This window comes from uncultured Tateyamaria sp., from assembly GCF_947503465.1.
GTDB lineage: Bacteria > Pseudomonadota > Alphaproteobacteria > Rhodobacterales > Rhodobacteraceae > Tateyamaria.
Genome location: NZ_CANNDN010000001.1, coordinates 1958331 through 1971572, shown reverse-complemented (window position 1 = coordinate 1971572; position 13242 = coordinate 1958331). Strand labels below are relative to the sequence as shown.

Genomic DNA, 13242 nt, shown 5'->3' with positions numbered 1-13242 from the left:
TGGCCCGCGTTTTGCGTTTCAAGCGTCGAAAAACACGGTTTCGGCTGGCCCCTGAAGATGAATGTCAAAATTGAACTGCCCGTCGCCGGTCTGCGTTGCGATCAACGTGCTGCGACGCGCGTCTTCCACCAGTGCAAGCCACGGATCGCTGTCCAGCAATGGATCATTGGGGAAGTACATGCGCGTGTGTAGGCCGACATTGATTCCCCGCGCGACGATCCAAAAGGTGACGTGACCGGCACCGTCTTTGGTTGCCCCAGGTCGGATCGTGTCAAAGCGCCACGCGCCTGTATCCTGGTCTGCCGGGCATCGCCCCCAGCCCGAAAACCCGATATTTGTGGGCGCAAACCGGCCCTCTGCATCTGCTTGCCAAATCTCGACCAGGGCATCGGTCAGGGGCGTGCCCTGTCCATCAAACACAGTGCCGGTGATGGTGATCTGATCGCCAAGGGTGGTGTCAGTACGCATGATGTTGCCGGGATCGGTGTCGTAAATGCCTCTGATCCCTGCAAAATTCGGCGTGCAGCCGATATGCACATAAGGCCCGGCTGTCTGTGAAGGGCTTTCTTTCAACCGACGCTTTGCCATCAATTCCCCTCTCTCCGGTTTTCAAACAGGGTCGATCCGCGCCCGCGCAGCACAATGTCAAAGCGGTGGGACAGGGCGTCCATCGGGGCCGTTGCCGCCATATCCAGCGGCGCCGTCAGTTGCGCGATGGCGGCCGGATCGGCGATGGAGCGGACGATGGGGCACAGCGGGATCAGCGGGTCACCTTCGAAATACATCTGTGTCACCAGACGCTGACCAAAGCTGTGCCCGAAGACGGAGAAGTGGATATGCGCCGGCCGCCAGTCATTGGGCCCGTTGGGCCACGGGTAGGGTCCGGGCTTGATTGTCGTGAAACGATACGCGCCGTTGTCGTCCGTGATCATGCGCCCGCATCCACCGAAATTGGGATCAAGCGGGGCAAGGTATCCTTCTTTCGCGTGACGATAGCGTCCGCCTGCATTGGCCTGCCACACTTCGATCAGGGTGCCGGGCACGGGGCGCGCGTTTTCATCCAACACCCGGCCGTGCACGATCAGGCGCGGGCCGATCGCCATCTCGCCCGGGGCGGCAAAGTTGCGGATCAGGTCATTGTCAAGCGGCCCAATCATATCGTGGCCGAAGACGGGACCGCTGTCTTCGCTGGCTGATGGCGGGGCCATGACCAACGGCTTTCGCGGGGACCTGTAGATGCTGGATTTGTAGTCGGGGAAATGCGGCGCAGGGTGCCAGGCGCGATCCCGGCGGTTAAGCGGTTCAGTCACCGTTTGCCTCCATCTCGGCATAGGTGTCTTTGGCAATCCTGAGTGCCCTGTTGGCGCGCGGGACCCCGGCGTAGATCGCGACGTGCTGGAAGGCTTCGGCCACATCGCTGGGTGTGGCCCCTGTGCGCGCGGTCGCGCGAATGTGCATGGGGATTTCCTCGAAATTGCCGGTCGCGGCCAGCAAGGCGAGCGTCAACATTGACCGTTCCCGCAAGCTGATCGCGTCGCTGGCCCAGACGGTGCCCCAGGCACCTTCGGTGATCAGTTCCTGAAACGGGGCATCGAACGCCGTTTTCACCGCCTCCGCCCGGTCCACGTGGGCGTCGCCCAGCACCGTGCGGCGCACGCCCATGCCTCTGGCCCATTTGTCGTCCATCGGACCCTCCCTTTTTGTCCGTGATAGCATGGGGTCAGGGCCGTTGTCGCCTTGACTTTCCACCCCTTGCCCGGTGTATCTGCGCCGATCAAATCCGCAGCCCCGAAGGGACACGACCATGCATGCTTACCGCTCTCACTCCTGCGCCGCTCTGACCTCGGCCAATGTGGGTGATACCGTGCGTCTGTCGGGCTGGGTCCACCGGGTACGCGACCACGGCGGCGTCTTGTTCATTGACCTGCGCGACCATTACGGCGTGACGCAAGTGTTGTGCGACCCCGACAGCCCGGTGTTTTCCGAGATGGAAAAGGTGCGGTCTGAATGGTGCATTCGCATCGACGGCAATGTGAAGGCGCGCGATGCGAGCCTCGTCAATGACAAGATCCCGACGGGCGAGATCGAGGTGTTTGTCCGTGACATGGAGGTGCTGGGCCACGCGGCGGAGCTGCCGTTGATGGTGTTTGGTGACCAGGAATATCCGGAAGAGACGCGCCTGACCTACCGCTATCTCGACCTGCGCCGCGACAAGATGCAGGAGAACATGAAACTCCGGTCGGACGTGGTTGCGTCGATCCGCAAGCGCATGTGGGACCGGGAATTTCGCGAGTACCAGACGCCGATCATCACGGCGTCGTCTCCCGAAGGCGCGCGCGACTTTCTGGTGCCCTCGCGCCTGCATCCGGGAAAATTTTATGCTCTGCCGCAGGCCCCGCAGCAGTTCAAGCAGCTGTTGATGGTGTCGGGCTTTGACAAATATTTCCAGATCGCTCCGTGTTTCCGCGATGAAGACCCGCGCGCGGACCGGTCGCCTACCGACTTCTACCAGCTGGACATGGAGATGTCGTTCGTCACACAGCAGGATGTGTTCGATACGATCAGCCCCGTGATCGCGGGTGTGTTCGAAGAGTTCGGCGGCGGCAAGAATGTCGACGCGCCCGAGATGTGGGAGCAGATCAGCTATCGCGACGCCGCCCTGTGGTATGGCAGCGACAAACCCGACCTGCGCAACCCGATCAAGATGCAGGTGGTGTCGGAACATTTCGCTGGTTCCGGCTTTGCCATCTTTGCCAAGCTGCTGGAGCAGGAGGGCACGGAGATCCGCGCCATCCCCGCGCCCACGGGCGGCAGCCGCAAGTTCTGCGACCGGATGAACGCCTATGCGCAGAAGGAAGGGTTGCCGGGGATGGGGTATATCTTTTGGCGCGAAGAGCAATTTGATACGGCCGATGAGAAGCTGATGGCAATTCAAGAAGCACAGCAGACTTCTGGCGTCGAATATCAAAGCTCCCTTGCAAATACGATTTGGGCGGGAGCAGGCCCGCTGGCCAAGAACATCGGGCCTGAGCGCACCGAAGCAATCCGCCAGCAACTGGGGCTTGGGGTGGGCGACGCGGCCTTTTTCCTGGGCGGCAAGCCCAAGGCGTTCGAGGCCATCGCGGGTCGGGCGCGCAATGTGATCGGCGAGGAACTGAAGCTGATCGACGAGGACCGGTTCGCCTTTGCCTGGATCGTGGATTTCCCGATCTACGAGGCGGACGAGGACACCGGCAAGATCGACTTTGAACACAACCCGTTTTCCATGCCCCAGGGCGGGATGGAGGCGTTGCAGGGTGATCCGCTCAAGGTGCTTGGTTTCCAATACGACCTTGCCTGCAACGGCTATGAATTGGTGTCGGGGGCCATCCGGAACCACCGGCCCGAGATCATGTTCAAGGCGTTCGAGATCGCAGGCTATGACGAGGCCGAGGTGCGCAAGCGCTTTGGCGGAATGGTCAACGCGTTCCAGTATGGCGCGCCGCCCCACGGGGGCTGTGCTGCCGGCATTGACCGGATCGTGATGCTGCTGGCGGGTGAACAGAACATCCGCGAGGTGATCCTGTTCCCGATGAACCAGCGGGCCGAGGATTTGATGATGGATGCGCCAAGCGACCCCACAAGCGACCAACTGATGGAACTGGGGCTGCGCGTCATCCCGCAGGACTAGGCAAGCATTTGCAGATGTGACTGCTTGCCCGGTGAAACCTTGGGCAAGCAGTGTTATCTTGTGGGTGACAATCAGTGACCCCAAGGGGTGTGCGCGTGCGTGATTTTGATCCAGAGCTTGCGGAAATCCGGTTTGGATACGGCCTGTCGCCCCATGTGGCGGCGCCTGCAAATGCTGCACAAATGCTATCGGGGTTGGTGGGCCCGGATACTGCCCAGGCGGAATTCCCGATCGAAACCTTCGTCACATTCCGGTCGCGCATGCTGGCTGCGCAAGAGGCGCGCAAGGTGCGGCGCCAGAATCGTGGCACCGAATTGGCCGAAGAGGCGCGCAAGGAACGCAACAAGCTGAATGGCGCGGCACGCATTGCGATGTTCACCTGGTTGGGACAAGCGATGCAGCGCCGTGTGCATACCACAACCGCCTTTCGGGAACGCATCGTCGCCTTTTGGGCGGATCATTTTACCGCCATGGGCAAGGCGGGTGTCGCCCGCCGTGCGACTGGCCCTTACGTAGAGGATGCAATCCGTCCCTTTATCGCAGGCCGGTTCGAGGATCTGCTGCAATCGGCCGTGATGCACCCGCTGATGATCGGATATCTGGACCAGCAAGCGTCCATGGGCCCGAACAGCGTGCGTGCACTCAAACGCGGACCGAAGAAACGCAGTGGATTGAACGAAAACCTCGCGCGCGAGGTGATGGAGTTGCACACGCTTGGGGTGGACGGCCCGTACACGCAAGAGGATGTGACCCAGCTGGCCGAGCTGTTCACCGGCCTCAGCTTTGACGCGCGCAACGGGTTCAAGTTTCGCAAGGACTATGCCGAACCGGGGGCGGAAACCGTGATGGGGGTCAGCTATGGCAACGCACCGAACGTCAATGCGATCCGCGCCGTGCTGCGCGATCTGGCAGCGCATCCGTCCACCGCGCGGCATCTGGCGTGGAAGCTTGCCGTGCATTTTGTGTCAGATACGCCTGATCCTGCCCTGATTGACGCGTTGGAGTCGGCCTATGTCGGGCATGATGGCGCGCTTCTGCCAGTCTATGAGGTGCTGTTGACCCATTTCGCGGCATGGTCTCCGACCTTGACCAATATGAAACTACCGATCGATTTCGTGTCCTCTGCATTGCGCGCCTTGGCCTTGCCGCGCGATGCTTTGCGCGACCTGGACGAGCGGGCAATGCGCAAGGTTCTGGCCGTACCGCTTGTGCGCATGGGCCAGCAGTGGGAACGGCCCATCGGCCCTGATGGCTGGGCCGAAGAAGACCCGGAATGGATTACACCGCAGGGCATGGCCGCGCGTGTGGATTGGGCCATGCGCCAGCCCTTCCAGCTGATCACGCCCTTGCCTGATCCCCGCGTATTTGCGGATGCGGCGCTGGGCCGTTTTGCCAATGATGCGGTGCGTTTTGTCGCGGCTTCGGCCGAAAGCCGGCCCGAGGCGATTGGCCTTGTGCTGATGTCCCCCGCGTTTCAACGCCGATAGGAGGCAACGATGCCGCAGCCCATATCCCGCCGTGATTTCCTGGCCCGCTCCGGTGTCATCGGCTGCTCGCTTGCGGCCAGCCCGCTGCTGACCCCGGTCAGCTTCGCCTCTGCGCCCTGGGACACTCGGCTGGTGGTCATTATCCTGCGCGGAGGCATGGATGGGTTGGACGTGGTGCAACCCTATGGTGACCCGGGCTTTGCCGGGTTGCGCGGGTCTCTTGCGCTGGACCCGTCGGAAGAGGCGTATGATCTGGATGGGTACTTTGCGATGCACCCGGGCCTTGCCCCGCTGATCCCGATGTGGAAGGCGGGCCATTTGTCTTTCGTGCACGCGGTGTCGACGCCTTATCGTGACAAACGCAGCCATTTTGACGGGCAGGACCTGCTTGAGGCAGGGACAACCAGCTTGGCCGGGGTGCGCGACGGGTGGCTGAACCGCATGTTGCAGGCCGTGCCCGGCGTGACCGGGCAGACTGCCTATGCCATTGGTCGTGGGGATATGCGGCTGATGCAAGGCGCTGCAGAGGTCGCGAATTGGTCGCCGGACGCGGACTTTGACCTGAGCCCGCAGGCCGTGCGCCTTTTGGAGCTGGTGACGCAAAGCGATCCTGCCTTGCATGCTGCTCTGGCAGAGGCGCAGGTCCTGTCTGAAATGACCGGCGACAGGCAGGGACGTCCGGCAGGGGACCACCTTGAAATTGCCAAATTCGCTGCGGCCCGTCTGTCCGAGGATGCGCGGATCGCCGCGTTTTCGATCAATGGGTGGGATATGCACCGCGCGCAGGACCGGTTGATGGGACGCGCCTTGAACCGGCTGTCGGAAACGCTGCTGACCCTGCAGGACAAGATGCGCGGCGATGCCTGGCACAAGACGGCTGTCGTCGCCATGACGGAGTTCGGCCGCACTGCGCGCCAGAACGGGTCGGGCGGGACGGATCACGGGACCGGCGGTTTGATGATCCTTGCCGGTGGCGCCATCAAGGGCGGGCGGGTTTTCGGGCAGTGGCCCAGATTGGGCGACGGCGACCTTTATCAGGACCGCGATCTGATGCCGACGGGCGATGTGCGCGCGCATGCCGCCTGGATCATGCGCAGCCTGACGGGCCTTGACCGCCATGTTCTGGAAGGTGCCGTGTTCCCCGGTCTGGATATGGGCTCCGATCCCGGCGTTATGCTGTAGCTATGGGCCAATGCCCCCTTGGCCTTGGGCGGTTCCTTGCCTAACGTCCGCGCATGACTGCGATGTACACCCTGAACGCGACCCCTGTGCCGAACTGGACACCGCCCGCGGTACCCGATGCGACAACTGTTCTGACGGGCGTGCATGCCCGGCTGGAACCGCTGCGCGCAGATGTCCATGCCGCGCTGCTGTTTCGGTCCTATGTGGATCACGACACCGTTTGGGATTTCCTGCCATACGGGCCGTTTTCATCCTCGGCCCAGTATCACCGGTGGGTGCGGGATATGGAGCATGATCCCGCGTTGCAATTCTACGCGATCTTCAACGTGGCGAGTGGCCAATGCGAGGGGGTTGCCAGTTTCCTGCGGATTGCGCCGCAATCAGGCAGCATCGAGGTCGGGCACATCAACTTCAGCCCTGCATTACAAAAGACCCGCGCGGCCACCGAGGCGCTGTACCTCATGATGGCCTGGGCGTTTGAAGCCGGGTATCGGCGGTTCGAGTGGAAATGCGATGCGCTCAACACCAGGTCGCGGCGCGCAGCACAGCGCCTTGGGCTGAGCTATGAAGGCGTGTTTCGCCAAGCGACAGTGGTCAAGGGGCGGAACCGCGACACCGCGTGGTTTGCCGCCATCGATGCCGAATGGCCCGCCTTGCAAGAGGCATTTGGCGCATGGCTGTCCGACAGCAACTTTGACGCAGACGGCAATCAGAAGGAACGATTGTCGGATCTGACCCGGCTGGTTCGTGTTGCCGATGACCCATTGATTGCGACCGACGGCTAAGACAACGGTCTAGATCGCAATCTTTTCCGCCAGACGATCCTGTACCAACCCTGCAATCACTGCGGTTTCCGATGCTGCGGCATCCCCACGGGCGCGTTTGGCCGCCAGGGCATCCGTGGCCTGCAACAGTTCGGTGTCCCGTGCGCTGCGTGCAACGCCGCCCAGGAATTGCACAACGTAATCCAGTGCGCGGGCGTCTTGCGCATCTTCCAGCACGTCCGCCACATGCACCATGTCGTCGCGATAGGCGATCGGGTCCGGCTGGACCTCTCCATCCGGCAGGGCGCGTGGGCCAAGAGGTTGCCGGTCTTCCGGCAGGTGGGTCAGGATCGCTTCCTGAAACTGTGCCAGTGAAACAACCGGTTTTTCCAGGAACCCGTCCGCGCCGGCGTCAAGCGCGCGATGTTCGCTGTCTGCATCCCCCGAGATACCCAGGATCACGTCCGGTCGTTGCGCGGCATTGGCCAGATCGTGGATCAGATCCGCGCCGTTGCCATCTGGCAGCCCCAGATCGACGATAGCCACCGAGGGGCGGTAGACCTGCAGATGCCGTCGTGCCGCACGCATCGTGTCGGCCCGCCGGATGCGCGCGCCGCTGCGCAGGCACAGCAGGCGCATCGCTTCGCAGGCAAATCGGCTGTCTTCGATCACCAGCACTGTGAGCCCAAGCAAGGGGCGCAAAGGCGTCGGGGCTGGGTATGTTGGCTTGAACGGGTCCGTCGTGTCCATCAGATCCTCCAAAATCTCTTGCGACTCATCGTTACGTCGCCATGCCTAACAGCGCGTTAACGTCACATTGCGCGTCGCCCGTCCGTTGGGGATAAGGGCACAAATACACGTCAACGGAGCCCTGAATCATGATCGGTCGCCTGAACCACGTCGCCATCGCTGTCCCCGACCTAGACGCCGCCGCCGCACAATATCGCAGCGCGCTGGGCGCAAATGTGGGGGAGCCGCAGGACGAACCCGATCACGGCGTGACGGTCATTTTTATTGAATTGCCAAACACCAAGATCGAATTGCTGTACCCCTTGGGCGACAACAGCCCCATCCAGGGGTTTCTCGACAAGAACCCGTCGGGCGGTATCCACCACGTCTGCTACGAGGTCGAAGATATCATCGCTGCCCGCGACCACCTGAAGGCCAGCGGCCTGCGCGTTCTGGGGGATGGGGAACCCAAGATCGGGGCCCACGGCAAACCGGTCCTGTTCCTGCATCCCAAGGACATGAACGGCACGTTGACCGAGCTCGAGCAGGTCTGATGGGGATCACATCAGCCCTTGTTCTTTATGCGGTCATCTGGTGGCTGTGTTTTCTGATTGCCCTGCCGATCAAGGTGCAGACCCAAGGTGATCTGGGCGCGGTCGAGCCGGGCACCCATGCCGGTGCGCCCGAACACCACCACACCCGTCGCAAGGCGTGGATTGTGACATGGGTTGCCCTGGTGTTGTGGATTGTCATCGCCGGGATCATCCTGTCGGGATGGATCAGTCTGGACGATATGAACTTCTTTGACCGGGCGCTTGAGCCGCTGTGACCGAGTGAAAGATATGGGTGAAGGTTGCGGCCCCGATGATGGGGATCAGCAAGTTCACCAGGGGCACGGACAGGGGGATCGCCATTAGCGTTCCGGCCAGCCAGATGGTGCCGTTGTGCGCGCGACGCAGCTCTTTGGCCTGTGCACGGCCCACGCGGCGCATGGCGGCCAGCGTGAAATATTCCCGCCCCAAAAGGAACCCGTTCAGCGCCCAGAAGATGAAAGGCGCCGCCGGGGCGAAGAAGACATACAGGATCAGCGCCAGAATGTTGGCGCCGATCAAGACACCAAGAAAGTTCACCGTATCCACGACCGCATCGCCGAAAGGGATGCTGTGTGCGGGCGGCAGATGGGGATAGTGTTTGTCTTCAACCGCTTGCGCGACTTCTTCCAGGAACATCGAGGTGATCGCGGATGCCACCGGCATCATCAGAAAGACCGAAAGGACAAGGAACAGGAAGAACGAACTCCAGGTGATGATATCACCCAGCCAGGTGATCGTTCCGATCCATGGAACAGATACCCCGTCCGCGGTCAGCCATCCGATAAACCACACAAAACCTGACGTCGCCGCAATCAGCAACGCGATGGTAAGCGCGATACCCAGCAAGAGAACGCGCCGAAAACGCGGGTCGCTGATCTGTCCAAGGGCCGCGAAGAAAGAGGTCAGGATCATGCGTCGACCCATGTGGTGATGGCGGGGACATCCGGACGTGGCCGTTCTGGTGGGGCCGAGGTTTCGGTGCCAATATGGATGAAGCCCGCGATGCGTTCGTGGTTTGCAAGACCCAGCGCGTCGACCATGAAGCCGCGATCGTGGCTGGGCCAACCGCTCAGCCAGTTTGCCCCCCATCCTGCCGCCAAGGCAGCATTCAGGAGCGAGAGACAGACGGCGCCTGCCGAGTAAGTCATTTCAAGTGTTGGGATTTTTTCGACCTGACGGTTGATTTCGATGACGGCAACGGCCAGATGCCCCTGATCAAATTGACTGCGTCCCTTTGCGATTTGTTCCGTATCCAGACCAAGTGCATGACCACGTTGTTCTGCGATTTGGGCCAGTCGCGGCATCGCGCCCTTGCCCAGCACCACAAAGCGCCATGGTTCAAGCTTGCCATGATCCGGCGTGCGCGCAGCAGCGATCAGAAGCTGTTCGAGGGTCGCGCGGTCAGGCACCGGTTCGCACAGTGTCTTGGCCGGGCGGGACCGGCGGCTGAGCAGAAAGTCAAGGGCGGCTTGGTTGCGTGCGGGCATATGTTACGCCTTTTTACATGTTGAAGGTCATGTCGTGGCGAAGGGCTGCGACGTCAAGGGGTTAGAGGCCAAGTTGTTGTGCCATATGGTCAATTTCGGCGCGCAGGAACGCATCGAACCTTGGCCCCGGTTGGCGGGTGTTCAGGGCGCGGGCCATCGGGTCTGCCGCGGTGATTGCGCTGCCGGACAGCGCCTCAAGCGTGGCATGGCCGCAGAAGGGGACATAGATTTCCGAGTACCCGCCCTCGTGGCTGAGGACGAGTTTTCCGTCGCAGATGCGTTCGGCTAACGCTTTGATTTTGAGCGTCATTTCGCGGAACGTCTCGGCCGTGGCAAGCATGCGGGCGAGGGGGTCGACGGCGGCTGCGTCAAAGCCGCAGGCGACGATGATCAGATCGGGATTGAAAGCGTCGATGGCTGGGGTGACGACCCTGTCCATGGCATGAAGATAGGCGGTGTGACCGGCGCCGGCGGGCAGGGGAAGGTTCAGGTTCGCACCTTCTCCGACACCCGTGCCGCGGTCGGCTAAGTACCCGGTATCCAGGGGATAATTCCCCTCCTGGTGAAGCGAGATGGTCAGCACGTCGGCGCGGTCATAGAAGATGGATTCCGTGCCGTTGCCGTGGTGCACATCCCAATCCAGAACGGCCACGCGCAGGTCGGGGCGGGTGGCCTTGGCCGCCTCGACCGCGATGGCGATGTTGGCCATGAGGCAGAAGCCCATGGGGGTTGCGGCTTTGCAATGGTGGCCGGGCGGGCGTGCGAGGGCATAGGCGTTGTCATATGTGCCTGCCAGCACCGCCTCGACCGCGGCCACGGTCAGACCCGCTGCCAGTGCCGCGATGTCGTATCCCCCCTTCGCGAAGGGGGCGTGGTGGCCGATCTCGCCCCCGTTTGCATCGGATAGCGATTTGAATTCATTCAGGTATTCCTGTGGATGCACCCGCAAGAGCTGTTCGGTGGTTGCGACATCCGCCGAGGTGACGTGCAGGTCCCGGGTCAGCCCGGTGACATCCATCAGGTTCTTCATGCGCCGCTTGGTTTCGGGGCTTTCGGGCAGGCCACCGGCGGCGAGAGGCTGCACCAAGCCACCCAAGGGCACGGTGAAGGCGTAGTTGCCACCGCCATGCCACATGGTGCGTTCGTCCCAGTAGAATCCGGTGCTCATCTGCCCCTCCTGCGTTCGAGCGGCACCGTGGCGGAAAACGGGGCCAGGCGCAACGTACGGTGGGCCGATCCGCCATGGCGCCGCGAATCAGGGTTAACGCCCGCAAAACAAGGTGTTTGGGCGATACACCACGCGTGCACACCCTGTGCACACCCCGTACACCGCGTGTGCGCCGAACCCGTGGTTAACGGGGCGTGCGCTGTGAAACATGACCAAAGGGTTAACGCGCGTCGGCCAGAAGTGCCTGGACATCGAGCGGGTCATTGACCATGGCCAGTGCGCCGTCCGCGCCGCGTGGCCAGTCGGCCTGCGCCCGGTCGCGGTACAGTTCGATCCCGTTGCCGTCGGGGTCGCGGAAATAGACCGCCTCGGACACGCCATGATCTGCGGCCCCGTCGAGCGGGGTGCCGTGGTCGAGGACACGCCGGAGTGCCGCGCCCAGCGACGCGCGGTCAGGAAAGAGGAACGCCGCGTGATAGAGCCCCGCCGCCCGTTCCGGTGCGGGCCCCGCCCCACGCGAGTGCCATGTGTTCAGCCCGATATGGTGGTGATAGCCGCCCGCCGACAGGAACGCCGCCTGCATCCCGTAGCTTTGGACGAGGGCAAAGCCCAACACGTCGCGGTAGAAGGTGATGGAGCGTTCAAGGTCCGTGACCTTGAGATGGATGTGGCCAACGCACGTTGCGGCCGGAACCTGTGCTGTCATGTCGTGCTCTCCTTTGCCCGCGACTGTAGGAGGTCATGTCAGGCTTGCCCATGCGCATGGGCGCACAGGATTGGTAGACAGGCGCACGAAGCGCGCCTTAGGCTGGATGCCTGCCACAGGAGGATCACATGGACGTGCTGCGCACTGATGACGCCCGCTTTGACGGGCTGCCGGATTTCGATTTCGCCCCGCACTATGTCGAGGTCGATGACACCGAAGGGAGAACCCTGCGGGTGCATTTTTTGGACGAGGGGCCGCGCGACGGCGAGGTGGTGTTGGTGATGCATGGCGAGCCGACGTGGTCGTACCTCTATCGCCACATGATCCCTGTCTTTGTCGCTGCGGGCCACCGGGTGCTGGCCCCGGACCTGGTGGGCTTTGGACGGTCGGACAAGCCGGTGGCGCAGTCGGACTACACCTATCAGCGGCATGTGGACTGGATGAGCGACTGGTTGCGGCAGGTGGATGCGACGGGCATCACGCTGGTCTGTCAGGACTGGGGCGGGCTGATCGGGTTGCGCCTGCTGGCGGCGATGCCGGAGCGGTTCAGGCGGTTGGTGGTGGCCAATACCGCCCTGCCCACGGGCGACCAGCCCATGAGCGATGCGTTCAAGGCGTGGCGCGACTTTTCCCAGACGGTCGATCCGTTCGATGCCGGACGGATTGTCTTTGGCGGGACAGAGACCAAGCTGACGGAGGCGGAGGTCGCTGCCTACAACGCCCCGTTCCCGGATGAGAGTCACAAGGCCGGCGCGCGGATGTTCCCGATGCTGGTGCCGGACAGCCCCGACGATCCCGCGGCAGAGCCGAACCGCGCGGCGTGGCGCGTGCTGGCGGGGTTGGAGTTGCCCGTGCTGACCGCCTTTGGCGCGCAGGACAGGGTGATGGCGGGGGTGGAGAAGGTGTTTCAACGCATGATGCCGGGCGCGGCTGGGCAGGATCACGTGATCTTTGACGGGGCCGGACACTTCTTGCAGGAGGACGTGGGGGAGGAGCTGGCCCGGGCGGCGGTGGCGTTTATGGCGGCCAATGGGTAGGGCGGAGTGGTTGGAGATTGGGGAGGTGGGCGGCGGCGGCTTTGAGCCCAAATCACCTCTGAATAATTGATGCCTCATCCCACGCTTGAGCAGCGTTCGGACAAATCGACTTTGCCGGTTCATACTTGCCTGGGTCGTCCAGGGAAGACGCATGCACGTATATTCGATCACTCATCCGTTGGCTGTTGCGTGTAACCTGTGATCCACAATTCGGACAGAATCCGCTGAACGTTGACTGACCTGATCCACCCGTCATCTCATATGTTTTGCAGGTATTTGTTATCGAAAAGCTGTCGCGTGCGAGAGGCATCATCTCTGAATGCCCCGAGCCGGTGAGTTGCTGACAATCACGGCAATGACATCGAAACATTGGGACATCCACTCGGGTTCCTTCATAGCGAACCAACCCACATTTGCAT

The 13242-nt window shown here is 62.2% G+C and carries 16 protein-coding genes; 7 read left to right on the top strand and 9 right to left on the bottom strand.

The genetic code is table 11. The features are described 5' to 3' along the window. Window positions 1–18 precede the first annotated feature (18 nt). Genes pcaG through pcaC form a run of 3 tightly spaced genes read right to left on the bottom strand, consistent with a single transcriptional unit; the run spans window position 19 to window position 1686 of the window. Window positions 19–588: a protocatechuate 3,4-dioxygenase subunit alpha gene (gene pcaG / locus Q0844_RS09880; RefSeq protein ID WP_299044354.1), complete on the bottom strand. Its 570-nt coding sequence runs from the start codon at window positions 586–588 to the stop codon at window positions 19–21. Next, window positions 588–1310: a protocatechuate 3,4-dioxygenase subunit beta gene (gene pcaH / locus Q0844_RS09875; RefSeq protein ID WP_299044352.1), complete on the bottom strand. Its 723-nt coding sequence runs from the start codon at window positions 1308–1310 to the stop codon at window positions 588–590. Before pcaH ends, pcaG begins: the two co-directional genes overlap by 1 nt. Continuing rightward, window positions 1303–1686: a 4-carboxymuconolactone decarboxylase gene (pcaC, locus tag Q0844_RS09870; protein WP_299044350.1), complete on the bottom strand. Its 384-nt coding sequence runs from the start codon at window positions 1684–1686 to the stop codon at window positions 1303–1305. The genes pcaH and pcaC overlap by 8 nt, the downstream gene beginning before the upstream one ends. A gap of 118 nt (window positions 1687–1804) precedes the next feature. Here pcaC and aspS point away from each other — a divergent pair, with 118 nt between their 5' ends. The 4 genes from aspS (at window position 1805) to Q0844_RS09850 (ending at window position 7124) form a co-directional block, all read left to right on the top strand. Beyond that, a complete protein-coding gene (gene aspS / locus Q0844_RS09865; protein ID WP_299044348.1) occupies window positions 1805–3670 on the top strand; it encodes an aspartate--tRNA ligase in 1866 nt (621 codons plus the stop codon). A 95-nt stretch (window positions 3671–3765) separates the two neighbouring features. Further along, complete coding sequence (locus Q0844_RS09860) at window positions 3766–5157, top strand: DUF1800 domain-containing protein (RefSeq protein WP_299044347.1); 1392 nt, start codon at window positions 3766–3768, stop codon at window positions 5155–5157. 9 nt (window positions 5158–5166) lie between these two features. Then, entirely contained in the window at window positions 5167–6339 is a 1173-nt protein-coding gene (locus Q0844_RS09855) for a DUF1501 domain-containing protein (RefSeq protein WP_299044345.1), read from the top strand. Window positions 6340–6392: 53 nt separating this feature from the next. After that, window positions 6393–7124, top strand: a complete 732-nt coding sequence (locus Q0844_RS09850) for a GNAT family protein (RefSeq protein WP_299044343.1) — start codon at window positions 6393–6395, stop codon at window positions 7122–7124. A gap of 9 nt (window positions 7125–7133) precedes the next feature. Here the strand turns inward: Q0844_RS09850 and Q0844_RS09845 are convergent, their stop codons facing one another. After that, window positions 7134–7853 (bottom strand): response regulator, encoded by a 720-nt coding sequence (locus Q0844_RS09845; RefSeq protein ID WP_299044341.1) that lies wholly within the window; start codon window positions 7851–7853, stop codon window positions 7134–7136. A 128-nt stretch (window positions 7854–7981) separates the two neighbouring features. On the opposite strand from Q0844_RS09845, the gene mce reads away from it, so the two are divergent. Further along, entirely contained in the window at window positions 7982–8386 is a 405-nt protein-coding gene (gene mce, locus Q0844_RS09840) for a methylmalonyl-CoA epimerase (protein ID WP_299044339.1), read from the top strand. Next, entirely contained in the window at window positions 8386–8661 is a 276-nt protein-coding gene (locus tag Q0844_RS09835; protein ID WP_299044337.1) for a DUF1467 family protein, read from the top strand. The genes mce and Q0844_RS09835 overlap by 1 nt, the downstream gene beginning before the upstream one ends. Here Q0844_RS09835 and Q0844_RS09830 read toward each other — a convergent pair. The 4 genes from Q0844_RS09830 to Q0844_RS09815 form a co-directional block, all read right to left on the bottom strand. Further along, a complete protein-coding gene (locus Q0844_RS09830; RefSeq protein ID WP_299044336.1) occupies window positions 8612–9337 on the bottom strand; it encodes an EI24 domain-containing protein in 726 nt (241 codons plus the stop codon). The genes Q0844_RS09835 and Q0844_RS09830 overlap by 50 nt on opposite strands. Beyond that, on the bottom strand, window positions 9334–9912 hold the full coding sequence (locus Q0844_RS09825; protein ID WP_299044334.1) for a nitroreductase family protein: 579 nt from the start codon (window positions 9910–9912) through the stop codon (window positions 9334–9336). Before Q0844_RS09825 ends, Q0844_RS09830 begins: the two co-directional genes overlap by 4 nt. A gap of 61 nt (window positions 9913–9973) precedes the next feature. Next, window positions 9974–11080 carry a class II histone deacetylase gene (locus Q0844_RS09820; RefSeq protein ID WP_299044332.1) on the bottom strand — a complete coding sequence of 369 codons (1107 nt, stop codon included), beginning with the start codon at window positions 11078–11080 and terminating at the stop codon, window positions 9974–9976. 220 nt (window positions 11081–11300) lie between these two features. Further along, window positions 11301–11786, bottom strand: a complete 486-nt coding sequence (locus Q0844_RS09815; protein WP_299044330.1) for a VOC family protein — start codon at window positions 11784–11786, stop codon at window positions 11301–11303. A gap of 128 nt (window positions 11787–11914) precedes the next feature. On the opposite strand from Q0844_RS09815, the gene Q0844_RS09810 reads away from it, so the two are divergent. Further along, complete coding sequence (locus Q0844_RS09810; protein ID WP_299044328.1) at window positions 11915–12823, top strand: haloalkane dehalogenase; 909 nt, start codon at window positions 11915–11917, stop codon at window positions 12821–12823. 52 nt (window positions 12824–12875) lie between these two features. Here the strand turns inward: Q0844_RS09810 and Q0844_RS20890 are convergent, their stop codons facing one another. Next, the gene (locus tag Q0844_RS20890; protein WP_366523002.1) at window positions 12876–13193 is read right to left on the bottom strand and encodes a GFA family protein; all 318 of its coding nucleotides are present in this window, start codon (window positions 13191–13193) and stop codon (window positions 12876–12878) included. Window positions 13194–13242: the final 49 nt, after the last annotated feature.

Bases quoted from the DNA above. Each gene is read 5' to 3' on its own strand.
- Q0844_RS09850 (WP_299044343.1), top strand. From the start codon at position 6,393: ATGACTGCGATGTACACCCTGAACGCGACCCCTGTGCCGAACTGGACA.
- Q0844_RS09825 (WP_299044334.1), bottom strand. From the start codon at position 9,912: ATGCCCGCACGCAACCAAGCCGCCCTTGACTTTCTGCTCAGCCGCCGG.
- Q0844_RS09855 (WP_299044345.1), top strand. From the start codon at position 5,167: ATGCCGCAGCCCATATCCCGCCGTGATTTCCTGGCCCGCTCCGGTGTC.
- mce (WP_299044339.1), top strand. From the start codon at position 7,982: ATGATCGGTCGCCTGAACCACGTCGCCATCGCTGTCCCCGACCTAGAC.
- Q0844_RS20890 (WP_366523002.1), bottom strand. From the start codon at position 13,193: ATGTTTCGATGTCATTGCCGTGATTGTCAGCAACTCACCGGCTCGGGG.
- Q0844_RS09830 (WP_299044336.1), bottom strand. From the start codon at position 9,337: ATGATCCTGACCTCTTTCTTCGCGGCCCTTGGACAGATCAGCGACCCG.
- Q0844_RS09815 (WP_299044330.1), bottom strand. From the start codon at position 11,786: ATGACAGCACAGGTTCCGGCCGCAACGTGCGTTGGCCACATCCATCTC.
- pcaC (WP_299044350.1), bottom strand. From the start codon at position 1,686: ATGGACGACAAATGGGCCAGAGGCATGGGCGTGCGCCGCACGGTGCTG.
- Q0844_RS09835 (WP_299044337.1), top strand. From the start codon at position 8,386: ATGGGGATCACATCAGCCCTTGTTCTTTATGCGGTCATCTGGTGGCTG.
- Q0844_RS09845 (WP_299044341.1), bottom strand. From the start codon at position 7,853: ATGGACACGACGGACCCGTTCAAGCCAACATACCCAGCCCCGACGCCT.
- Q0844_RS09810 (WP_299044328.1), top strand. From the start codon at position 11,915: ATGGACGTGCTGCGCACTGATGACGCCCGCTTTGACGGGCTGCCGGAT.
- pcaG (WP_299044354.1), bottom strand. From the start codon at position 588: ATGGCAAAGCGTCGGTTGAAAGAAAGCCCTTCACAGACAGCCGGGCCT.
- Q0844_RS09820 (WP_299044332.1), bottom strand. From the start codon at position 11,080: ATGAGCACCGGATTCTACTGGGACGAACGCACCATGTGGCATGGCGGT.
- aspS (WP_299044348.1), top strand. From the start codon at position 1,805: ATGCATGCTTACCGCTCTCACTCCTGCGCCGCTCTGACCTCGGCCAAT.